This window comes from Janthinobacterium sp. GW823-FHT03B06 (genome assembly GCF_058796955.1).
In genome coordinates this window covers 201,534-223,919 of sequence record NZ_JBXAJE010000005.1, presented here as the reverse complement: position 1 = coordinate 223,919, position 22,386 = coordinate 201,534, and the positions used below count along the sequence as shown (strand labels likewise).

The 22,386-nt window shown below is 63.0% G+C and carries 16 protein-coding genes; 12 read left to right on the top strand and 4 right to left on the bottom strand.

The features are described 5' to 3' along the window. Positions 1-99: 99 nt before the first annotated feature. Together AC1RBA_RS18410 and AC1RBA_RS18405 are read right to left on the bottom strand one after the other, a co-directional pair. Positions 100-972, bottom strand: coding sequence for a M90 family metallopeptidase (locus AC1RBA_RS18410; protein WP_492419501.1), 873 nt, complete (start codon positions 970-972; stop codon positions 100-102). Between the two features lie 318 nt (positions 973-1,290). Continuing rightward, complete coding sequence (locus AC1RBA_RS18405) at positions 1,291-1,791, bottom strand: winged helix-turn-helix domain-containing protein (protein WP_223278908.1); 501 nt, start codon at positions 1,789-1,791, stop codon at positions 1,291-1,293. 466 nt (positions 1,792-2,257) lie between these two features. Between AC1RBA_RS18405 and AC1RBA_RS18400 the strand changes: the two genes are divergently transcribed. The 12 genes from AC1RBA_RS18400 to AC1RBA_RS18345 all read left to right on the top strand — a co-directional run bounded on the left by AC1RBA_RS18400 (position 2,258) and on the right by AC1RBA_RS18345 (position 14,509). After that, positions 2,258-2,494 (top strand): hypothetical protein, encoded by a 237-nt coding sequence (locus AC1RBA_RS18400; protein ID WP_070224936.1) that lies wholly within the window; start codon positions 2,258-2,260, stop codon positions 2,492-2,494. A gap of 397 nt (positions 2,495-2,891) precedes the next feature. Further along, positions 2,892-3,893: an ABC transporter substrate-binding protein gene (locus AC1RBA_RS18395; RefSeq protein ID WP_492419499.1), complete on the top strand. Its 1,002-nt coding sequence runs from the start codon at positions 2,892-2,894 to the stop codon at positions 3,891-3,893. A 30-nt stretch (positions 3,894-3,923) separates the two neighbouring features. Next, positions 3,924-4,745, top strand: a complete 822-nt coding sequence (locus tag AC1RBA_RS18390) for an ABC transporter permease (protein WP_070224934.1) — start codon at positions 3,924-3,926, stop codon at positions 4,743-4,745. Between the two features lie 11 nt (positions 4,746-4,756). Beyond that, on the top strand, positions 4,757-5,548 hold the full coding sequence (locus AC1RBA_RS18385) for an ABC transporter ATP-binding protein (RefSeq protein ID WP_121668915.1): 792 nt from the start codon (positions 4,757-4,759) through the stop codon (positions 5,546-5,548). A 73-nt stretch (positions 5,549-5,621) separates the two neighbouring features. Further along, a complete protein-coding gene (locus AC1RBA_RS18380) occupies positions 5,622-7,520 on the top strand; it encodes a sensor histidine kinase (protein ID WP_492419496.1) in 1,899 nt (632 codons plus the stop codon). Between the two features lie 3 nt (positions 7,521-7,523). Then, a complete protein-coding gene (locus tag AC1RBA_RS18375) occupies positions 7,524-8,870 on the top strand; it encodes a sigma-54-dependent transcriptional regulator (protein WP_492419494.1) in 1,347 nt (448 codons plus the stop codon). Between the two features lie 105 nt (positions 8,871-8,975). Next, complete coding sequence (locus AC1RBA_RS18370; RefSeq protein WP_492419492.1) at positions 8,976-9,284, top strand: hypothetical protein; 309 nt, start codon at positions 8,976-8,978, stop codon at positions 9,282-9,284. Positions 9,285-9,347: 63 nt separating this feature from the next. Beyond that, a complete protein-coding gene (locus tag AC1RBA_RS18365) occupies positions 9,348-10,034 on the top strand; it encodes a hypothetical protein (protein WP_141750041.1) in 687 nt (228 codons plus the stop codon). A 53-nt stretch (positions 10,035-10,087) separates the two neighbouring features. Beyond that, positions 10,088-10,336, top strand: coding sequence for a hypothetical protein (locus AC1RBA_RS18360; RefSeq protein ID WP_070224926.1), 249 nt, complete (start codon positions 10,088-10,090; stop codon positions 10,334-10,336). 110 nt (positions 10,337-10,446) lie between these two features. Then, entirely contained in the window at positions 10,447-11,508 is a 1,062-nt protein-coding gene (locus tag AC1RBA_RS18355) for a T6SS effector phospholipase Tle3 domain-containing protein (protein WP_492419489.1), read from the top strand. Then, complete coding sequence (locus AC1RBA_RS18350) at positions 11,427-12,779, top strand: effector protein Tle3 domain-containing protein (protein WP_492419487.1); 1,353 nt, start codon at positions 11,427-11,429, stop codon at positions 12,777-12,779. Before AC1RBA_RS18355 ends, AC1RBA_RS18350 begins: the two co-directional genes overlap by 82 nt. 107 nt (positions 12,780-12,886) lie before the next feature. After that, positions 12,887-14,509 carry a type VI lipase adapter Tla3 domain-containing protein gene (locus AC1RBA_RS18345; protein ID WP_492419485.1) on the top strand — a complete coding sequence of 541 codons (1,623 nt, stop codon included), beginning with the start codon at positions 12,887-12,889 and terminating at the stop codon, positions 14,507-14,509. On the opposite strand, the gene pbpC is transcribed toward AC1RBA_RS18345, so the two are convergent. Further along, a complete protein-coding gene (gene pbpC / locus AC1RBA_RS18340; protein WP_492419483.1) occupies positions 14,510-16,606 on the bottom strand; it encodes a penicillin-binding protein 1C in 2,097 nt (698 codons plus the stop codon). A 17-nt stretch (positions 16,607-16,623) separates the two neighbouring features. Continuing rightward, positions 16,624-22,380: an alpha-2-macroglobulin family protein gene (locus AC1RBA_RS18335; RefSeq protein ID WP_492419482.1), complete on the bottom strand. Its 5,757-nt coding sequence runs from the start codon at positions 22,378-22,380 to the stop codon at positions 16,624-16,626. Positions 22,381-22,386 lie beyond the last annotated feature (6 nt).

Genomic DNA, 22,386 nt, shown 5'->3' with positions numbered 1-22,386 from the left:
GGTGGATAACGAATGCCGCCATTAGACCGCAACGTTATTATTTCCAAAAAGGAATCTTTTCAGCCTTGCTTATGAGTAAATCATGTAAGGCGCTGCCGCCTACCAGTGGGGCGCGTAATTGGGAAACGGCGAGGCCATGTGTTCGGGCTCGACGGGCGGCGCCATCCAGTCGCGCGGATCGACCTTGTAGTACTGCAAGAATTGCGCATACAGCTCTTCGTGGTGCTCGGCCATCTGGTACGGCTTTTCAAAGAAGGTTTCCGTCGCCACGGCAAAGAATTCGGCGGGATTCGTGGCGCCGTAGTGGTCCATCACGCTGTGCTGCTGATAGATGGCATCGTGGCGCAGGTTGTCGAAGTCGCGCGACAACACGGTGGCCCAGCTGCGGTAGCTCGACACGCTGGGCAGGTAGGGCGCGCCATTCGCGGCGCCCGATTCGCTGTCGAGCTGGTGGGCGAATTCATGCAGCACGACGTTGTGGCCATCGGTCCAGTCGGCCGCACCGCGCTGCACGTGGTCCCAGGCCAGCACCACGCGGCCATCGCCCCAGGATTCGCCCAATAAACCATTGGCCGATGGCGTGACGACGCCGCCCGGCCCCACTTCATCGCGCGTAACGATGAATTCCGTGGGATACACGAGGATGGTGTCGAGTTCCGGATACACCTGGGTCTGGCGATTGAGCAGCAGCAAACACGCCTGGCCGGCAATCGTGTAGCGCATCTCGTCCGTGATCTCCAGGCCGCCGCAACCGACGAATTTCTTCTGGTACAGGAATTGCACGACCAGACGGCGCAACTGCTGCTGCAGCGGGGCCGGCATGCGCGAATAGACGGGGATATTCTTTTCCAACACGGCCAGGCCTTCCGGCGGCAAGGGCCTGGACAGGGCACGCTTCAAGCGCCAGCGGGGGAACCATAATGAAAAGACGATGGCGGCCGTGACGAGGGCGATCCACAGCAACGGGTTCATGCGGCGGCCCGTTTCAGGCAGCGCAATGGCGGGAACGATAACAGGGCGGCGTAGGCAGACAAGGACAAGCTCCTTCAAGTGAACCCGCGCGTTGCGGGCAGCAGTCCAGCCCACATGGGGTTGATTAATATCTTTTCAATCCGCCCAGCTCAAAGGGCTTGCCCCAACGCCAAAAGCCGGGTTGTAACCCGGCTTCTATTACGTCCCAACGCCTGACAAAACCGTAGCGAGCGGCGATGATTTGTCGCTAAGAAGCGCAACCGTACTTTAGTACGGTGAGCATCGCAGGCCGCACGCCGCGCGAGGTTTGGTCAGGTGTTACTCGGCCGACTTTTGCTGTGGCGCGCCAAACAGGGCGGCCACCAGCGGATCGCGCGTCACGGGACCGCGGTTGACGCGGATGGCGTAATGCGTGTCATCGGCCAGGATGTGGAAGTGGCGGCCGCTGCCTGCCATGCTTTGCTCGCGCAAGCCGGGACGGTCCTTGCGCGGTGGCGCGCCTTCGCGTTTCGGCTGGACGATGGCGGCCAGGAAGGCGCGCACGCGCTCGGGATCCGGCGTCAGCTGGTACACTGCCTTGCCCAGGTAGGTGGCGGTGCCTTCGATGTAGCGGGCCAGTTCGATCACGCCCGCTTCGCGCAGGTCGCGGATGTATTTGCGGGCGCCCGATGGCGAAAACTTGAGGAACCAGGCGATTTCGTCAGCCAGCATCTCGTGCAGCGACAATTCGCCGATCAGTTTTTGCATGTTTTCGATGCGGCGCAGGGTGGCCGACGTCGAGCGCACGCGCTCGATCGGTGCCATGGAAATAGGATTCATGCGTTCCGGGGGGATAGGTGCTGCGCGTTCGACCATTTGCGAGCCTTTTTCGGGGCTACGAAGTTCCTGGTGCGCTGCCTTTAATTCGCTCTTCACGTGAGACTGAGTCATTGCATGCATTTGAATACTCCTTTTAAACGATTGCCGGTAGCCCGGATTGTTAAGTTCTTGGCAATTTTTATACCAGAACACCACGAATCCTGAGCGTCTGGGCACAGAATGCCATCCTGCTCCGCACTGGTCTGTGCGTTAACGAACATTAGAAGCAAGAAAGTGAAAAATATTGCCTTGTTGAATTATTTCTCTTGATGCATCTATAAAAGACATTTAAACCGCTGTGCCTCGATGCGCGCACAAAGTGAAATAGCGAACAGAAGCGTCGGCATTCTTGCAATAAATTCAAGCTTCGCGCGCGGCACCCGCCGTCCGCATCGCGCCAATCTTGATACTTTGCAAAGGAACCATCATGAACATGCCTACTCTGCTGGCCGCCGCCGCCCTGATCACCTTGTCCGCCTGCAAAAAACCGGCCGAAGCACCGCTGCCTGAAACGGCGCCCAACCCTGCTTCCGCCCCACAAGTGATGCCCCCTCCCGTCACGCCAGCCGCGCCGGAAACGGGCCCGGGCAGCACGACGCCGCCTGCCCCGCTGACCGATCCGGCCACCGCGCCGGCCCTGCCGCCCGCCACGGCGCCGAAATAAGGCCCGCCAAAGGCGACCGATCAGGCGCCCCTGCGGCGCCGCCCCTACTCCACGGGGGAGTTACGCGTTGCCAGCCTGTTTGCAACGCGTTTTTTTACGATTGGAGTCGGCCGCGCCCTGAAGGTTCACCGGCATGCGGCACCGCAAGCCGGCACCGGATCAGCCAATCAAAATGCGGCAATCCGCACAGTCTTTCCCTTCGCCGTGCGGAAAGACGGAATCTCGTCATTTCCCATTTTCAATAGATTCAAATTAAACCTTTATAAACAATCACTTGCAATAAACGCCAAAATGCGCTCCACTGGCACGGAAGATGCTTTTATATTTTCATAACCGCCACCAGAGCGGCAGCCTCACCCAATATAAAAACCATCTACCTTTTTTTGGAGACAACAGCATGGCACGCACCTTCCGCATCTCGTCCTTCCTGAACACCAAGGCACTGGCCGTGGCCGTCGCACTGGCCGCGCAATTCCCGCTGGCCGTCCATGCGGCCGACCTGGTCCGTCTGGGCAACCTGAAATTCGCCCATTACGGCGCCGTCGCCTACATGAAGGAAATCGCGCCGAAGTACGACCTGAAAATTGAAGAACGCATCTTCGCCAAGGGCCTCGACATCGTGCCGGCCATGATCGCCGGCGAAATCGACGTGTCCGCCAGCGCGCTGGAAGCGGCCATCACGGGCCGCGCCACGGGCTTGCCCGTGTACCTGGTGGGCGGCTTCGCCAAAGGCGGCGTGCAGATCGTCGGGCGTCCCGAACTGAACATCAAGGATATTGCTGGCCTGAAAGGCAAGAAAGTCGGCGTCACGCGCGGCGGCCCGCAGGAAATCCTGCTGTTTGCCGAATTGACCAAGGCCAAGCTGACCTGGTCCGACAAGCCGGGCAAGGACGTGCAGATCCTGTACATGGGCTACCCTGACCTGAACCAGGCGCTGCTGACCAAGGATATCGACGTCATGAGCCAGTCCGAACCGTACTCGACGCAGGCGATCCACAAGAAATACGGCGCGGCCATCATCAAACCGTATGACACGCCGCTGGGCGAGCCCGTGCGCGCCCTCGTGATGACGGAAAAGATGTACAAGGAAAAGCCGGCCGTGGCCCAGCGCTTCATGGATTGCTTCGTCGCCGCCACGCGGGCGTTTTTGGCCGACCCGAAACTGGCGGAAAAATACGTGCGCGAATCGATGTTCAAGAATCAGATCACGACCGAGGATTACCGCGATGCCATCGACAACGCCATCTTCACGGAAGACATCACGCAAAGCCACGTGCAGCTGACCACCGACTACATGGTGAAATTCGGCGTGGGCCGCATGGCCAAGGCGCCTGCCGCCAAGGATTGGGTCAAGCTGGACCTGCTGGAAAAAGCCAAGAAGTCCTATGTCCCACGCTAACCACGGCCACGCTAATCTGAAAGTATCACAATGAATATGCAAATGATGAAACGCTTCGCGCACGGCGCCGCCGTGCCCGCTGCTGCATTGCTTCTTTGGCAAGCCATGTCGACCTTCGGCTGGATCAACCCGCAAATCCTGCCCTCGCCCGTGGCCGTGCTGGTGAAGTGGTATGAATACCTGATGCCGATGCAAGCGTACACGCCCGAAGCGGGCAACTACCTGGTGTGGATGTTCTCCGGCGAATTGCCGCACGACGCCTGGGCCAGCCTGTCGCGCGTGCTGGGCGGCTTCGCCATCGGCGCCGGCCTGGCCTTGCCGCTGGGATTGCTGATGGGCACCAACAAGACCATCTATAAACTGTTCGACCCGCTGGTACAGGTGCTGCGCCCGATTCCGCCCATCGCCTACATTCCGTTGGCCATTTTGTGGTTCGGCCTGGGCAACCCGCCCGCCTTCTTCCTGATCAGCATCGGTTCCTTCTTCCCCGTGCTGATGAATACCATCGCCGGCGTGCGCCAGGTCGACGGCATTTATATCCGCGCCGCGCGCAACCTGGGCGCCAGCCAGATGACCATGTTCCGCCGCGTCATCTTGCCGGCCGCCACGCCGTATATCCTGGCCGGCGCGCGCATCGGCATGGGCACGGCCTTCATCGTCGTGATCGTGGCCGAAATGATCGCCGTCAATAGCGGCCTCGGTTTCCGCATCCTGGAAGCGCGCGAGTATTTCTGGTCTGACAAGATTATCGCCGGCATGTTTACCATCGGCCTGTTCGGCCTGGCCATCGACATGGCCATGAATGCCCTGAATAATCATTTGCTGCAGTGGCACCGCGGCCTGGAACACTGAGAGGAACGGCCATGACCACGATCAATATCAATGCAGTCAATAAAATCTTCACCACGGGCGGCGCGGACGTCATCGCCCTGAAGGACATCAACCTGGAAATCGCCAGCGGCGAGTTCATCTGCCTGCTGGGGCCGTCCGGCTGCGGCAAGTCGACCTTGCTCAACGCCATCGCCGGTTTTTCGCAGCCGACGTCGGGCCAGATCCTGGCCGGCGGCAAGCTGATCAGCGAGCCCGGCCCCGACCGCGGCATGGTGTTCCAGGAATACGCGCTGTTCCCATGGATGACGATTGAAAGCAATATCGCTTTCGGCCTGGAAATCGCCGGCAAGACGCCGGCCGAGATCAAGGAACGGGTCGACATGCTGCTGAGTATGCTGGGCTTGACGGAATTCCGCGCCCGCTACCCGAAAGACTTGTCCGGCGGCATGCGCCAGCGCGTGGCGATTGCCCGCGTGCTGGCCCTCGATTCGCCGATCATGCTGATGGATGAACCGTTCGGCGCGCTCGATGCCTTGACGCGGCGCAACCTGCAAGATGAATTGCTGAAAATCTGGAAAGTCTTCGGCACCACCATCGTGTTTGTCACGCACTCGATCGAGGAATCGATCTACCTGGCCGACCGCACCATCGTCATGACCTACCGTCCCGGCACCATCAAGCGCGACGTGGCCATCGACCTGCCCCGCCCGCGCGACCCGAGCGACCCCGAGTTCAACCGCTTGAAACGCATGCTGGGCGAGATGGTGATGGAAGAGCAACAAAGGCATCATAATGCGGAGACGATGGCAAGTACGGCAGACTAAGTAATGGGGTCAGACCCGGCGGGTCTGACCCCAGATTGCCCACGCACGGGCATAAACATACACACGGAGCACCATGGCATTCGGCAAATGGCCCCTGAGACAGCTGCTTGCCCCCCTGCTGGCCGTGGGCTCGCTGGTCGTGCTGACGTGGGTGTCGTATGCCTGGGTCAAGCAGCGCCAGCTCGATGAATTGCACCGCACGCTAGATTCGCGCGCGGAACTGTATGCGGCGTCCATCGGCGGCGCCCTCAACAAATACGAATTCCTGCCCCTGGCCGTGGCCCAGAGCGATGCCGTGGCGCAATTGCTGGAGCAGCCCAGCGCCGACAAAGTGACGCAGATCAATGCCTACCTGGTCGACATGAACCGCCGCGCCGGTGCCTTTGCCGTCTACGTGCTCGACGACAAGGGCACGACCCTGGCATCGAGCAACTGGCAAGACCGCAGCTCCTACGTGGGCGTCAACTACGGCTTCCGTCCATATTTCAAGAACGCGATTGCGGGCGGCATCGGCCGCTTCTACGGCATCGGCGCCTCCACCTTCGAGGCCGGCTACTTCATTTCGCAGCCCGTGCTGCGCGACGGGCGCATCCTCGGCATCGTCGCCGCCAAGGTCAACCTGGACTGGATCGAGCAATCGTGGCGCACGCCGGGCGCGGGCGAGCAGATCTGGGTCAAGGATGCGAATGGCGTGATCATCCTGGCCACCACCCCCGCCTTCAAGTTCAAGACCCTGGCCCCGCTGTCGGCGGACGCCAAGAGCGACATCAGCGAACAGCGCCAGTTCCTGCAAGAAAATCTGCCCATCCTGCCGCACAAGGTGCAGCGCCAGTTCGCCGATGGCGCCAGCGTAATGACCCTGGAACGCCCGCAGACGAATGACTCCCCCGCCCTGTCCGGCAATGCCGACAAGGCGGACTATCTGGCCGTGAACCGCGTGCTGGGCCCGCTGCAATGGCAAATCACCGTGCTGGCCGAGCTCGACCAGGTGAATGAGGCGGCGCGCAACGCGGCCATCGCCGCCGCGCTGGGCTGGGCCTTGCTGCTGCTGGCCCTGATGTATGCGCGCCAGCGCCGGCGCCGCATCGCCGACAAGCTCAATGCACAACAAACGCTGGCCCGTGCCTATGAACAGCTGGAAATCAAGGTCGAACAGCGCACGGCCGACCTCGTCCACGCGAACGGCCGCCTGCAGGCGGAAGTGGCCGAGCGCGAGCGGGCCGAGCAAACCCTGCGCTACGCGCAGGCAGAACTGGTACAAAGCGGCAAGCTGGCGGCCATCGGCCAGATGGCGGCCGGCGTCACGCACGAGCTGAACCAGCCGCTGGCCGCCCTGCAGACGTTTTCCGACAATGCCAAGGTCTTTTTGGCACGCGGCCAGATCGACGACGCGCTCGACAACCTGTCGACCATTTCCGACCTCGTCAAGCGCCTCGGCTACGTGACCTCGCAATTGAAAGGCTTTGCGCGGCGCAGCGACGACGCCCGCAAGCCCGTCAGCGTGCGCCAGGCGTTTGCGCAAACCATGCTGCAAATCCGCACGCGCAAAGGCTCGCAACGGCTGACCCTGCATGAAAGCTGGCTTGAGGACGACATTATCGTGCTGTGCAACGCCATCGGCCTGGAACAGGTATTTACCAACCTGATCACGAATGCCATGGATGCCATGCCGGAAAGCGAGCCCGTGCAGATCTGGTTCCAGGTACGCCGCGAAGGTAGCCTCGCCGTGCTGCATATCACCGATAATGGCCCCGGTATCCCGCTGGCTTCGCTCGACAAGATCTTCGACCCCTTCTATACCACCAAGGAACACGGGCTGGGCTTGGGATTGTCGATCAGCGCTGGCATACTGCGCGCGGCCGGCAGCGCCCTGGCCGTGCGCAACCGCAGCGCGCAGGAAGGGGGCGGCGCACAATTTACCATCACCCTGAGCTGCGCCCCGGGGGAGAATAAGATAGAGACGAAGGAATAGGGAATGCACGAGAATAATTTTGAAGGCATGCAAGTGCTGCTGGTGGAAGACGATGCCGTCGTGCGCAAGGGCGCCCGGCAATCGCTGGAACTGGCGGGCCTGCAAGTGACGGCCGTCGCCACGGCCGAGGAAGCGCTGCCTTACCTGGTGCCCGAATTCGCGGGCATTTTATTGAGCGACATCAAACTGCCCGGCATGGATGGCTTGAAACTGCTCGATATCGCCGTGGCGCAGGATGCCAGCCTGCCCGTCATCCTCGTCACGGGCCACGGCGACGTGTCGATGGCCGTGGGCGCCATGCGCCGTGGCGCCTACGATTTCATCGAAAAACCGTTTTCCGCCGACCTGCTGGTGGAAGTGTGCCGCCGCGCCCTGGATAAACGCCACCTGGTGCTGGAAAACATGAACTTGCGCCGCCAGCTCGAGCAGCGCGTCGGCATCGAGGCGCGCATCGTGGGCCGCAGCGCAGCCATGGCCAAGGTGCGCCAGCTGGTGCTGAACCTGGCGCCGAAATCGGCCGACATCATCATCCTCGGCGAAACGGGCACCGGCAAGGAACTCGTCGCGCGCTGCCTGCACGACTTCAGCGAGCGGCGCGACCACCCCTTCGTGGCGATCAACTGCGGCGCCCTGCCCGAATCGATCTTCGAATCGGAACTGTTCGGCCACGAGGAAGGCGCGTTCACGGGCGCGCAGCGCCAGCGCATCGGCAAGATCGAGTACGCGAACGGCGGCACCCTGTTCCTCGACGAAATCGAAAGCATGCCGCTGGCCCTGCAAGTGAAACTGCTGCGCGTGCTGCAGGAGCGGCAAGTCGAGCGTCTCGGTTCCAACAAATTGATATCCGTCAATTTCCGCGTCATCGCCGCCGCCAAGGAAGACTTGAATGTGCTGGCCGAGCAGGGAAAATTCCGGCCCGACCTGTATTACCGGCTGAACGTGGCCAGCCTCACGCTGCCCGCGCTGCGCAACCGGCGCGAGGATATCCCGCTGCTGTTCGAGTTTTTCGTGCTGCAGGCGGCCCTGCGCTATGGCCAGCCGGCCGCGCTCGTCAGCAGCGAACTGATCGCCTCGCTGATGGCGCAGCGCTGGGCCGGCAATGTGCGCGAACTGCACAACGTGGCCGACCGCTTCGTGCTGGGCCTGCTCGACGACACCCTGAGTCCCGCCGGCTGCCGCGAGGCGTCGTTGGCGGAACAGGTCGACACCTTCGAGATTTCCATCATCGAGGAAGCCTTGCGCCGCCACAATGGCAACGTCATCGATGCGGCCGCCAGCCTGAATATCCCGAAGAAAACCCTGTACGACAAGCTCAAGCGCTTTGATATCTCGACGGAGCAGTTCCGTTAATCTGAAGCAAATGGCCGACACAGCCATGCGGCGGCGTCCTACCCGTGCGGGCGGTCTCCTGTGTGAGAATGCAAGCTCTTATTCATTTCTGCACAGGACACTGCCATGAAAACCGCCGCTCTCTTGCTGGCCGCCACCCTGATGACCGTCGGCGGCGCCTGGGTACAAGCCCAGTCGACGACGAACGTCAACCAGACGGGCAACCACACCAACAATGCCAACGATCCGGGCCAGCAATCGGACCAATCCGACAAGCTCGACAACAAAGGCAAGCTGATCCACGACGGCAAGCCTGCCAAAACGCGCACCGACAAGCGCACGCGGCGCGGCAAGCCGACGGCGCCGCCAGCGCCGCCAGCGCCGCCAGCGTCCACACCCGCTGTGCCCAGCATCCCCATCGCCCCTGCGAAATAGGGTCAGCGCTGCGCCACATTGCTCCAAGGCACGCTATCATCACGCCTTTACAAGATAGCCGGGATGACAATGAAAGCAGCATGGCAAGTGTTGGTGGCGGCAGCCGTATTGGCGGCCGCAGGCGTACAGGCGGCGCCCACGGTGGGCGAGTGCATGGAACTGACGACGGGTGTCAAGTTCAGCAAGAACAATGGCGACGCGCAAGTCAACGTCGAGGAAGTCTTCGAAGGCAGGAAACTCAAGGGCATCCAGCTGATCCTCGACGGCGGCGTCTTGCTGGCCACGTCCTACCAGGACATCCGCGACGGCCAGGTCTTCCTGACGGGCACGGTCCATTACAACGAAGACGGCACAGTGCGCAGCAAGAACGTCTACGCGCCGCAGTCGGCCATCCCTGCCAAAATGCGTCCGGGCCAGGAAGTACGCGTGCAATTCACCGACACGCAAACGAGCACCCACTACCCGCTGGCGGGCCTGTCCGACAAGATCACCACCTCCACGCGCACGGACCAGCGCGATTTCTCGATCACCTTCCTGGGCTGGGAACGCCTGGAACTGGGCGGGCGCCGCTTCCCCGACGCCTGCAAGTTCGAACTGCACGACGTGGGCGGCAAAAGCAAAGGCAAAAGCGGCGAATACGTGTGGTATGCGCAGGGTTTCGGCGTGATCATGACGGACAAGATTGACCAGGCTGGCGACGTGCAGCCCGCGTACCGCATCGCATTGACGAAAATTATCAGCGCACCATAAATGCCTTGACAATATTGCGCTAGAATCGGTGACACACTTCTTACTAGGAAATCATGTCGCCGATCGAACGCAAATGGTGGTTCATGCTGCCCGTCATGACGGTCGCTGCCGTCGCCACCCTGTTTCTGCTCGACAGTGCCAACGTACCAAACACGAACCTGTTCGCGCGCAGCCTGATTTTCGGCCTGTGCTTCGCATCGCTGCACCGCGGCCTGTCGTTCTGCATCTGGATGGGCCTGTTGTGGGGCGCGCCGGGGCTGGCGGACAGCAAGCTGACCGAGGGCAAGCCGGCCAGCCGCTAGCGCCTGCACCTACGGCATCGCTGCCTTCTTTCCCGCAAAGTTTGCGTAAGCGCAACTAATCCGCCATCGCGCCTCTCTACACTGTCCTGACTGGTCAGCATGGAGCGGCGATGGCGTATCCCAAACTTCCCTACACCAGCGGCAAGAGCACCGCCCTGCTCCATTGCGGCCGCTTAAACGACGCCATCGTGCGCATCCGCCCTGAGCTGCCCGGCAACGTCATCGTCATCCATGGCGTCAACGACGTAGGCACCAGTTTCGGCGCCGTGGAAAAGGGTTTATGCCAGGGACTCGATGCACGCATGTATGGCGGCGGCCACGTGTTCATGCCAGCCGCCTACCGCATGCCGCAGGCGTCCGACAAGAAGGAAGCCCTGGCCGACCCGGACGACGTGTTTTTCAAGCGCCAGCCTGATGAGACCACGTACAGCCCGGTGATCCCGTTTTACTGGGGCTTTCGCGAACGCAGCAACGCGAGCAAAGTGGTCAACGGCCAGAACACGGACCGCTACGGCAACCGTCTGGACAAGGACATGTCGAAGAACGGCGGCCCGTTCGGCAATGCCACCAACACCCTGCCCGACATGTGGAACAAGGGGCTGTTCTCACCCTACGACGTGGGCGGCGACCCCGTGCGCCCGTTGAAGACGGCGCCGGGGCGCATGTACATGGTACTGGCCGCCAAGCGCCTGGCAGCCCTCATCGCCATGATCCGCGATTACGACAGTAACGACGTGGTCTCCATCGTCGCGCACAGCCAGGGCTGTTTGATCTCGCTGCTGGCGCAGGCCTTCCTGCTCGACGAGGGCAAGCGGCCCGCCGACACCTTGATCCTCACGCATCCTCCCTACAGCCTGGTGGAGGACACCACGATGTTCTTCGGCGCGGCGGAAGCTAGCCGCATCTTCGGCGGCGGCCGGGATGCGGTGATGGAGGAGCAATACGATGCCATCGACAACCGCCAGACCCTGCATGCGCGCCTGCAGACGCTGGTGCAGATCGTGCAGGGCGTGGTGGCAAAAAAGCATGCCAGTCCCGCCTTTGCGCAGATCAAGGATCACGCCGTCTGCCATGGCATGGCGGGCGCGGCATGGCGGGCGCGGCATGGCGGGCGGAAGCGGACCGCGACAACCGGGGTAAGGTCTACCTGTACTTCTGCCCCGAAGATATGACGGTAGCGCTGGACAATATGCAGGGCATCGGCTGGCAAGGCATACCCGACTACATCGACGGCCATCGTCTGTCCAAGACCAAGGGCAAGACGGACAAAAGCATCTGGGGCGACGGCCCCACCTGCTGGGAAAAGGAATTCCAGCGCCGGCAACCGCTGGCGGAACTGGGCAAGGGATTTTACCAGCGTGTCTTTACCAACAAGCAACGTCCCGATGCGACTGGAAAGAACAACGGTCCGGTGCTGGTGGGCCAGCCGCCGCACGACTTCGCCCTGCGCCTGGAAGGCGAGGACGATCACGCCCATGTGGCCGGTGCCAATCGTGGCCATCGCGGCAGCCATGCCGAGGCACCATGGCCGCCCGTCAAACCCGGCAAATGGAATATCTTTTCAACGGAACCAGGCCGGCGTGAAGGCTTGCGCACGATCAATGGCGAAGCGCTGCGCGCGCCCAGGGCGGCCGTGCTGGACGGCGGCGAGATCCGCCCTGGGCAATTCCCGAAGGATTCCGACCAGGCCAGGCTGCCGCGCGACCAGCAAGGACCGTGTGAAGAAGTCGACCCCATCGATGCAGCCATCGCGGTGACCAGCACGAAAGGTTTGCGGATGCGCAAGCAGGAAATCATCGCCGACCCGCGGCCGAAGCAGCATCGCATCCCCGAATTCGGTGCCGGCATGTTCGGCGCGGGCGAGCGCGAGCAGGTGGAAAAAGCCCTGAACCTGGGCAAGGAAGCCGGCGACCAATGCAGGATAGACCGCGTTTCGCGCCATCCGGGCAGTGGCGACAAGCTGATTGTAGATCGCGAAGAGACCCCGAACGAGGCGCGCAAGCGCTGGCAGAACGAGGTCAGCCCCAAATCGTTCCACGGCGCCATCATCGGCAGCGCGGAAAACCACCGTAACGTGACGGCGTATGACGTGGCTATTGGTGGAGGCAAGGCGAGCAGCGATCCGAAGTTTTATGCATATTTGTGCGCCGTTGCCGACTGGCGCTTGCAAGGCGATATCCGTAATCCAGTGCGACCATCCATCCCCCGATGGAATGACTTCAAGAAAAAATTTGCAATCTACCTGGCGGCAGAACCGGCGCAGCGCCAGCTCATTATTAAGGGCAACGCCGACTACTACAGCTCGGGAGTGTTGCCAGCCTTCGTGCCTGCCTTGCAGGCGGGTCTACCATCCACTGTTGTGTGTGAAACAGTCAACGGCAGGCGTACCGAATCGGTCGTCACGCCAGTCGTCCACAAACCAAGCGACGACATCCCAAAATGAAAAGCCCATTTCCACGCTTGCGATATCCAATCGGTGCCGCTCTCATCGTACTGGTGCTGCTTGGGTCTTTGCTGATCAGTCCGTCACATTTCTTATTGGAGTCCACGATGAGCAGCAAAATATGGCGCCACCTGCAATGGCTGTTGCTGATCCCACCCATTGTAGCTGCCACATTGCTCGGTTCTCGCTGGCTGCATTCGTCCAGGCCTGTGGCCGTCACAACGCCGCAAGTACAGCAGGCGGCGCCCAGCGAACAGGACAAGCGTGAATATGTGCTGGAAGTGATCGGTCTCGGCGTCACCCTGGACAAATACCGGCAGGGCAAACTGTGGGAAGCGCTGCAACAGGGTAATGCCTATGCCAGCATCCGTGAACAGGACAAGGAAAAATATACCTGGGATGCCATGCAAAGAGCTGGGATAGCAGGTGGCCGCGGCGGCGACACGCTGGAAAATGGGGCGAGGGACATTCCCATGTATTTTGGCGTCCCTGTGTTCAATGCAGAACCGCCGATCTTTAATTCGCGTATGCTGGACAGCCCCGACTCGCCGGCCATAGGCCTGGCCGGTGGTGCTGCGTCATCCGGCCTGCACTGGCATCTGTTCGCCAGTGGTCCGCGCCGCCTCAGTGAACATCCGGACCGCATCCTGGAAGACGTGTTCGCCTTTTTTGACGCCAACCCTGACGTACCGTACATCGTGCTCAATTCCGAGGACAGCATGCCCACGCGCGACCTGTACAGCTCGGACAACTCGCCACCGCTTACAAGAGACGGCCGCTACATCCCCGAAATGCCCGACGCCTCCGCCCTGTTCGTGCTGGCCCGGCGTGAACGCATCAATGCCGTGCGCAAGTTCGCCTACGATGACGCTCCGCCCGAAGACAGCGTCGACGACTTGAATACCTACGGCGTGGCGCGGCGCCTGTATCTGGCATATGACGAATTGATGCGGGCCGTGCCCCATCCAGACAAAAAAGAAGATCCGAATGCCTTTACGCAGCGCCAGCCCAGCATCGCCGAATGGCTGCCCGTCGCCGCGCAATTCGCCCGGCGCCCCGACATCCGCGGCACGGGCAGCTTCAGCATGCTCGACAGGCTCCAGCACAAGACTTATCACCCGCCGAAAGAGTGGCAGCCCACGCCCTGGTTTCCCCTGCCGTTCAACAAGGAACAGCTGGCGCAGCTGGACCGCCTGCCCACCTTCGGCTTCCTCCACCGGCCCACTTTTATCAGGTTGACGGATGAACACGGCAAGCCGCTGACGCGGCGCGACCAGCGCGAACGTGCCTTGCAGGCGGGCTGGCAGCAAGCCTTGCACAGCTTGCCGGAAACCGACCGTCCCGCCGCACCGGCGCGCCTCATCGCCGCCACGGGCGGCAATCAGGCGCAGCTGCTGGCACTGCACAAGACCTTGCTGAAACATGCGGAAGATGGCGGCACGGAACTCGACAGCGGCAACGTGGCGCAATGGATCGACACGGACCGGCGCTTGGGCAACACGGGCGCGGCCACCCTGTTCGTACAGATGGCCATAGCCGTGATGGGCAGCTACCGCGATGGCGGCGTCAGCGCCGTGGTGAATTTGCGCAATCCGGACGAGGCGACCATCGTGCTGGTCAGCCCGCCATCGGACGAAAAGCGCCGCACGCAAAAACACCCGCACGGCGGCGATGTGCTGCGGCACTACGTCACGCCGGCCATCGACCCGGCGAATTATCCATCGAACTGATTATTTTTCCTGTGCGGCAAGCTGCGCCAAGGCATTCCCCCGCACCTGGAACGCCACCCGCGCCACCGTCTTGCCGGCGTCATCGACGAGGGCCAGCGCGTGCTTGCCCGGTACGGGGCGCCAGCTGATGCTCTCGGCTGCACCGCCCATATCTTTGCCGTCGAGCACCCAGCGCAAGCCGTGGCTGCCTTGCGCCTGGAAGAACACGCGCTGCAGGGCGGGCGGGATGTCGGGGTCGATGGCGAGGATGCTGTCCTCGGCCGGATACACGATGGCGGGCGGCTTCACGGTGTCGCCCAGCACGGCGATGACGGGGCTTTCCGTGCCGGAGATAAACCATTCGCGGCGCGGCGCTTCCAGTGCGGGTTGGTACGCCACCATTTGCTGCAGCACGCCGGGCGGCGCTTTCGGTGCATGGCTGGGCACGTTCTTGTGCAGATAATCCATGACGTCGCGCCACACGGGCGCGGCGCCCGTCACGCCCGACACGTCCCACATGGGCTTGCCGTCGAAGTTGCCCACCCAGACGCCCACCGTGTAACGCTCCGAGTAACCCATGCACCAGTTGTCGCGCATATCCTTGCTCGTGCCTGTCTTGACGGCGCTCCAGAAATTCGTCCCCAGCTCGTTGCGCAAGCCAAAGGTCATGCTGCGCGCGGCGCGGTCGGCCAGGATATCGCCGACGATGAAGGCGGCGCCCGGCTCCATCACGCGGCGCCGGTCCTTGCCAGCCTGCCCCGGCTGCAGGCTGGCCGTGCTGTACAGGCCGCCATTGGCCAGCGCGCGGTAGGCGTTGGCCAGTTCCAGCAGGGTCACTTCCGACGAACCCAGCGCCAGCGAGGGGCCGTAGTATTCTGCCGGTTCCGTCAGGCTGGACAGGCCCACGTCCTTGAGGCGGTTGTAAAAGCCGTCCTGTCCCGTCAGCAGCACCGTGCGCACGGCGGGAATGTTCAGGGAACTGGCCAGGCTGGTGCGGGCGCTGACGTAGCCCTTGAAATTGCGGTCGTAGTTTTGCGGCGCATACATGCCCGACGCCGTGGCGACGTCGAGCGGCGAGTCGTCCATGACGGAGGCGGCCGTCATCAGACGGCGCTCGATGGCCAGTTCATATAAAAACGGTTTCAAGGTGGAACCGGCCTGGCGCAGGGCCATCACGCCATCGACGTGGCTGCCGCCCGCATTGCCTACATAGGCGAGGATCTCGCCGCTGCGGTTATCGAGCACGATGATGGCGCCGTCGTTGACATTGCGCTCGCGCAAAGATCCCAGCTGCTGGCGCAGGTTTTCCTGCGCGAAACGCTGCAGCGGACCATCGAGCGTGCTGGCGACCTGGGCGCCAGGCTGCTTCAATAGTTGCTGCGCCACTTGCGGCGCCGGCGCCAGCTCCGCATACAGCGCATTGCGCTGCAAGGCCGTCTGCACGCGCTGGCCGATCAGCTGGCAGCTGCTGTCCATGCGCCATTCCTTTGCCAGCGCGCAGGCGCGCCGCGTGACGGTGGCCGGCGGCGCATTCGGCGAGCGCACGAGGCTGGCCAGGATGATGCCGTCCGTCTGGTTCAGGCCCGACGGCGCCTTGCCGAACAGGCTGTACGAGGCGGAGGCGATGCCTTGCAGTTCGCCGCGGAACGACACGAGGTTCAGGTACGCTTCGAAAATCTGCGCCTTGCTCCAGCTGTCTTCGATTGCCTTGGCGGCGCGCATCTGGTCCCATTTCTGGCGCAGGCTGCGGCCGCCCGCTTGCGCCTGCAAGTCCGCATCGAGCTGGCCCGCCAGCTGCATGGTGATGGTCGAGGCGCCGCGGGGTTTCTTGGAAAACAGATTGTCCCAGGCGGCCGTGGCCAGCGCGGACACATCCACGCCGCCATGGCGCATGAAGCGCTGGTCTTCCGCCAGCAGCACGGCCTGCTGCACGGCGGGAGAAATATCGGCCAGCGGCACCCACGGCAGGCGCCGCACCTTCATGTCCACGCGTAACGATTGCAGCGGCGCGCCGCTGCGGTCCAGCAACTGCGCTTCGGAACTGCGGTAGGCGGCCTGCACCTGGGCCGGCGTCAGGACCGCCTCGGCGAAGACCGGGCTGGCCAACAGGCCGCCCATGATAAAAATCAAACTCTTCACTGCGCCACCTTGACATTCGCATTCGGCGCTTCGCCAAACATCTCGGGCGAATACATGGCCTCGATGCGCGTGGCCGGCAGGCTGAAATCCCCGGCATTGTTCAGGCGCACCGTGTATTCCACGCTCCAGTTACCTTTTGGCACGAAGGCGTAATACGCTCGGAAAGCGTCAAACGCCCGCTCTTCGAACGTGGGCCAGACCCAGCCCGTGGATTTTTCGCCGGCCGTCAGCAGCTGCGAATCGCGCCCCAGGCCATTGCCCAGCACCGTGGCGCTGGCCGGTATCGGGTCGTCGACCACTACCCAGCTCATGTCCGCCTGCGCCGACAACTCCAGGCGCACGCGGTAGACGTCGCCGCGCGACCATTGGCCTGTGGTTTTCTGTTCCACCGGCGTTACGGTTTTCTTGATCGTGTAGCCGCTGGAGACGGGCGCCTTGAGCGGAATGGCCGCCAGGCTTTGCACGGTGGCCCACGGCTTGCCCGTGCCGCTGTGTGCCAGGCCCAGGGTATCCATACCCTTCGGCCACGCCTGCAGCACGGGGCCCACTTTCGCCGCGCCATTCCACACGAGCGCTTGCGTATCGCCGCCCAGCTTGACGGCACTGGCGCCCGTCACGGGCGTCGACTCGAATTTGGCCGAGAATTTGGCGATGGCCAGGGTGCCCCAGGCATTGGCCACCGTGGTATCCCAGCGGCCCTTCTTCTGGCGGCCCATGCTGCCGCGCACCAGGCGGCCGATGTCGTCCTTCCACGCCGGGTCGTCCATCACGGCCAGTAATAAACGGTTGGCGTTGACGTCGCCGGACACCATCAGCCACCACCAGTTATCCTTGCGCTCGGTGGAAAAGCCCATGGTGGTGCCCTGGAAATTCAGGCGCGAACGCAAGATCTGCTGCGCCTCGGCCAGCAGCGCATCGCGGCGCGCCAGGCCAGGCGTGCGTTGCAGCAACAAGCTCCAGTCGATGACGGCGGAGGTCGGCCACAGGTTCGGGCTGATGCTGATGCTCTCGAGCGCATCGGGCGGCACCTTGTTCGAACGCGACAGCGCTTCCAGCGCGGCCAGCTTGCGCACGGCCAGGTCGGTCGTGGCCAGCGCGGAGCGGCGCACGATCTTGCCCTGCACGAATGCCGTCAAGGCTGCTTCCATGCGGTTCTTCGTCTGCTCGGGAATCGCATAGCCCGCTTCCCTGGTGGCCGACAGCACGTAGGCCGTCAGGCTGTCGCTGCCCTGCTCCATGATGGGGAAGTATTTCAGCATGCCGTCGCCGTCCAGGTAGGCGGGCAGACTGGCGGCCAGCTTGTTCCACGCGTCCTGGTCTTGCAGGGCGATGGCCTTCGACGTGTTTTGCTCGAAGCAGGTGTACGGGTAGGCGGCCATGTACTCGCGCACGCCGGGCAGCTCGCCGCCCAACTTGGCGACAAAGCTGGTCTGCAGGCCGCCCCGGCCCGGCAAGGCGCCGGCCGGCATTTGCACGGACATATTGACGGGTTTGTCGATCTGCATCAAGGTGGCCTGATACGTGCGCACGGGCGTGGCCTGGCCGACTTTTTGCGTGATTTTCAGTTTATCGGAGGTGTTGCCAAGCCCGCTACCCGCCTTCGCGCTGATCTCCCACACAACCGTTTGCGCGCCGAGCGGCACCTGGTAATCCCAGCCCGTTTCGCGCGCTTCGCCCGCCGCCAGGGTCAAGCTCTGGCGCGGCAAGGACTTGCCAGCCGCCGTGGCATTGAGGTCCACGCTCAAGGATGCGGCCGAGGTGTTGCGCACCGTAAAGCCCGCGCGCAGCTGGTCGCCTTCGCGCACGAGGGACGGCAAGCCCGACATCAAGATCAAGTCTTGCGAGCTGCGGATATCCGTGCTTCCCGTGCCAAACAATTCCTTGCCGGCGCTGGCAATGGCAACGATGCGGAAGCCCGTCAGGGAATCGTTGAGCGGCACCTGCACCGTCGCTTCGCCCTTGGCGTCGAGCTTGACGGTGCCTTTCCAGAACAGCAGGGTGTCGAACAGCTCGCGGCTGGCGCCCTTGCCGCCGCCCCCGCCGGCCGGAAACGCCTTGCGGCCGAAATGGCGCTTGCCGATCACCTGCATCTGCGCCGTCGCCGTTTCCACCTGCAAGCTGCGCTGCGCCATCATGGTATCGAGCAACTTCCAGCTATCGTTGGGCATCAGCTCCAGCAAGCCCGTGTCGACGGCCGCCAGCGCCACTTCGGCGCCGGCCGGCAGCGGTTTTCCGTCAGCGCGGCGCACGCGCACGGACACTTCCGCGTTGTCGCGCGTTTTATATACTTCCTTGTCGGACACGACCATGACGTTCAGTTCATGCGCCTGCCAGCCCACGTTCAGCGGTGCGATGCCCATCTTGTAGGCCGGCTTGCCCAGGTCGACCAGCGCCGTCGGCTGCACGCCATCGACCCGGCCCCGCACGACAAACACGGAGACATACACATTCGGTGCGTAATTCGATTTGACCGGGATGTTCACCACAGGTTCCCGGCCGTTCAACTGGCGCACATAGGTGTCGAGGATGCCTTCGCGCTCGACCGTGATCAGGGCCGTGCCCGAACGGAACGGCATGCGCACCTGCAAGCTCGCTTCCTGGCCCGGTTCATAGCGTTTCTTTTCAGGCAAGACGTCGATGCGGTCATTGTCGCTGGCGTTGAACCACCAGTCGCCGCTGCCGGCCACCCACGTTTCGCGGTTGGCGACGGCCGCATTGCCGGCACTGTCCTGCGTGCGGGCGCGCAACACCAGATTGCCGCTGGCGGGCGCCTTCACGTCGCAAGTCAAGAGGCCTTTGTTGTCCGTCTTGCCCGAGCAGGCCGGGCCAAGCTTGACCACTTCGCTGCTGTTTTCATACGCATAGAAGCCGCCGATCAGGCGCCGGCGGTGCGAATAGCTGTTGCGCTGGAAGAAGTCGACAGCCACGGGGGCGTTCGCCACCGGCTTGCCATTGGTACCAAGCACGGCCACCGTGAACTTGAAGGCATCCTTGCTCAAGGCCCAGGCATCGGGCTTGATGCCGATCACGTAGTTCGACGGCCACAGCGGCACGCGCGTGGCCACCGAGGCCGTCTCGCCATTCGCATCCTGGAACGCCATTTCCGCCACCAGGTCGCGCGGCACGGACAGCTGCGGCAGCTGGTCGATGACGATGCGCGCGCCGCCCGCCTTGTCCAGAGTCAAGCTTTGCGTGCGCGCAGCCGTCGCGCCGGGGCCGGAGGGGCCGCCACGGCCTTCATCCTGCCACTCGCCCTCATCGTCGTCGTAGCCCGTGCCCTGTTTGACGAGACCTTCCTTCACGTCACCATTGCTGAAACTATAGTCGGGATAGTCGGCAAACGTCACGCTCTTGTCTTGCAGTACCGTGCGCAGCTTGACGGGCGCGTTGGTGGCGGCGCCGCCGGCCAGATACGTGATTTGCGCATCGAGGGCCAGCTGCTTTGCCTGCACGGCGGGGGCCTTCGGTCCCTGCAGCACGGCTTTCATGGTCGGTACGCGAAACGCTTCCACGCGGAAACTACCGGACGGGCGGCCCGCCATCGTCACGCTGTATTCGCCCTGCTTGGCGTCGGCGGGGATGAGCCAGTCGCTTTCCGCCGTGCCGCCGGCGGACCAGCGCAGCGGTAATTGATAGTTCTGGTCGCTGCCCTGGTGCGTGATGACGACGGAGGTGGCGCTGCCGGGACCGTTGTTCTTGTCGACCAGGCTCATGCCTTCGGCCGTGTGCTTGCGAATAAAGTGCTTCATGTGCACGGTTTCGCCGGCGCGCAGCAAGGTGCGGTCGAATACCGTGGCCAGCAAGGTGTTGTCGGCGCGTGTGTCATCCGTGGGCAAATTGAAACGCCAGGCTTCGATGCCGCCCACCCAGTCCGACAGGGTGAACGTCATGTCGCCGCCGCTGCGCGCACTGATAAAGTAGCGGCCATTGTTCTTGCAGCTGGAATTGGCCAGCTCGCCGGGAATGTGCGCCACGCCGTCCGCGCCCGTGGCGCCTTGCCACAGCAGCTTGCCGGCGCAGTCGCGCACGGCCACTTGCGCTTTCGCAACAGGCACGCCCTTGTCCAGCGACGTCACCCACACGAGCGACGATTGCGCGCCATGCTTGAAGTGGGCGGCCAGGTTCGTCACCAGCGCGGCCGTGCGGATATACGCGGTCGTCGGTTTGCCCAGCAACGCCTTGCCGAGGATGGGGCTGGCCAGCTCGACCACATAAAAGCCCGGCTTCTGCAACGGGATGCCGATCACTTCAAAGGTTTTCCTGCCATCGGGACGCGGCAGGCTGATGGGGCGTGTGCCGGCAGCGCCCGCCAGCACGGATTTGCCCATGTTGCCCGCATACTGGGCATAAGGCTGCCAGTATTCGCCGCCGTCGCCATTGCCGGCCAGGCGCTGCATCCACTCGATGATGAACTTGTCGTCATTGTCGGGCACGCGCAAGCTGGCGCCCGTGGCGGCAGCCGAGGCTTGCGCGATTTCCTTGCCTGACAGCACGGGCTCGATATTGCGCACGGTGACGGGCAGCAAGCCGTCGCCCTTCGCTTCGATGATGCCGAACGGGGCCGGGAATTTGAGCAGCGGCGGCTGTTCGCCCGTGCGCACCGTCATGGGGAAGCGCGCGCGGTTGAGCAAGGCGCGGCCCGCATCGTCCTTCAAGCCCGGCGGCAAGTTCAGCACAAAACTGGCCTGCACGGGAAATGGACCATTGAAGGTGGCGCCATACAGGAATTCCGCCTTTTCTTCCTCTTTTGAAATCGTCGGCGCATAGGTCTTGCCGCCGCCCTTCAGGGTCATGGCGCGCACCTGCGCCGCGCTCACGGGCGCGGAAAACTGCACGCGCATGGGCAGGAAGGGAATGCATTGCTCCTTCGGATTGCTGCGCTCGCAGCTGAACTTGGCCGTGAAGTCGGGACGCGTCTTGAACTGCAGGGTTTGCGCCTTGTCCGTGGCGATGCCGCTGGCGCTGGCGATGCCCTCGCCCCACACCAGCGACACCTTGGCGTTGGCGGGGAAGCTGCGCTTGCATTGCAGCACGGTGACAGGCAAAGGCGGCGCGCCCTTGCTCGCGACGGGCATGCCCGCTTTCCACACGACGCCCCGCTTCTTGAAGTACACGGTCAGGTAGCGGTCGAGAAAGCTCTTGCGCAAAGTCAATACCTGCTCCAGTTCCTTGCCTACAAGCCGCCGCACGGGAATCTTTTCATTGATGCCATCGGCGCGGCAATACGCGTTGGCGGCCACGCTGGCCTCGTTCGGTGCGGCATCCAGGCCCAGCACGAAGATCTGGTTTTCATCGATGTAGGGCTGGCCGTCATACGGTACGGCCTCGACGATGGCCGGCCCGCCAGTGGAAAAGCGGTAGGACGTGCTTCCCTGCAGAGTCTGGCCCGCCAGGTCCTTGAGTCCCGGCTTCAAGGTAAAGCTGCAGGCCACGCCGGCCGGCAAATCGCGCTCGAAATCGAAGTTCCAGTTGCGTTCGTCGGCCCAGCGCCCCGCGCCCGCCACGACGTCCGGCTCGGCCTTGCCGCAATCGATGGCGAACGGCGCGGGCAAGCCCATGTCGCCGAACGGCACCATCGGCGTGGCGAACTGGGCCCGCACCTGGCGCACGGCCTTGACCGTGCCGCTCGGTGAAAACAGGGACACGCCGCTATCGGCCCAGGCTGGCGCCGCCAGGCCCAGCGACAGCAGCAGGCACAGCGGGCCCAGCTTGCCGGACAGCGGGGAAGTAAGAACACGGGACAGGTCAGGCACGGATGA

Excerpts from the sequence above, each read along its gene's own strand:
- AC1RBA_RS18410 (WP_492419501.1), bottom strand. The coding sequence starts at position 972 with ATGAACCCGTTGCTGTGGATCGCCCTCGTCACGGCCGCCATCGTCTTT.
- AC1RBA_RS18405 (WP_223278908.1), bottom strand. The coding sequence starts at position 1,791 with ATGAATCCTATTTCCATGGCACCGATCGAGCGCGTGCGCTCGACGTCG.
- AC1RBA_RS18400 (WP_070224936.1), top strand. The coding sequence starts at position 2,258 with ATGAACATGCCTACTCTGCTGGCCGCCGCCGCCCTGATCACCTTGTCC.
- AC1RBA_RS18395 (WP_492419499.1), top strand. The coding sequence starts at position 2,892 with ATGGCACGCACCTTCCGCATCTCGTCCTTCCTGAACACCAAGGCACTG.
- AC1RBA_RS18390 (WP_070224934.1), top strand. The coding sequence starts at position 3,924 with ATGAATATGCAAATGATGAAACGCTTCGCGCACGGCGCCGCCGTGCCC.
- AC1RBA_RS18385 (WP_121668915.1), top strand. The coding sequence starts at position 4,757 with ATGACCACGATCAATATCAATGCAGTCAATAAAATCTTCACCACGGGC.
- AC1RBA_RS18380 (WP_492419496.1), top strand. The coding sequence starts at position 5,622 with ATGGCATTCGGCAAATGGCCCCTGAGACAGCTGCTTGCCCCCCTGCTG.
- AC1RBA_RS18375 (WP_492419494.1), top strand. The coding sequence starts at position 7,524 with ATGCACGAGAATAATTTTGAAGGCATGCAAGTGCTGCTGGTGGAAGAC.
- AC1RBA_RS18370 (WP_492419492.1), top strand. The coding sequence starts at position 8,976 with ATGAAAACCGCCGCTCTCTTGCTGGCCGCCACCCTGATGACCGTCGGC.
- AC1RBA_RS18365 (WP_141750041.1), top strand. The coding sequence starts at position 9,348 with ATGACAATGAAAGCAGCATGGCAAGTGTTGGTGGCGGCAGCCGTATTG.
- AC1RBA_RS18360 (WP_070224926.1), top strand. The coding sequence starts at position 10,088 with ATGTCGCCGATCGAACGCAAATGGTGGTTCATGCTGCCCGTCATGACG.
- AC1RBA_RS18355 (WP_492419489.1), top strand. The coding sequence starts at position 10,447 with ATGGCGTATCCCAAACTTCCCTACACCAGCGGCAAGAGCACCGCCCTG.
- AC1RBA_RS18350 (WP_492419487.1), top strand. The coding sequence starts at position 11,427 with ATGGCGGGCGCGGCATGGCGGGCGGAAGCGGACCGCGACAACCGGGGT.
- AC1RBA_RS18345 (WP_492419485.1), top strand. The coding sequence starts at position 12,887 with ATGAGCAGCAAAATATGGCGCCACCTGCAATGGCTGTTGCTGATCCCA.
- pbpC (WP_492419483.1), bottom strand. The coding sequence starts at position 16,606 with ATGGGCGGCCTGTTGGCCAGCCCGGTCTTCGCCGAGGCGGTCCTGACG.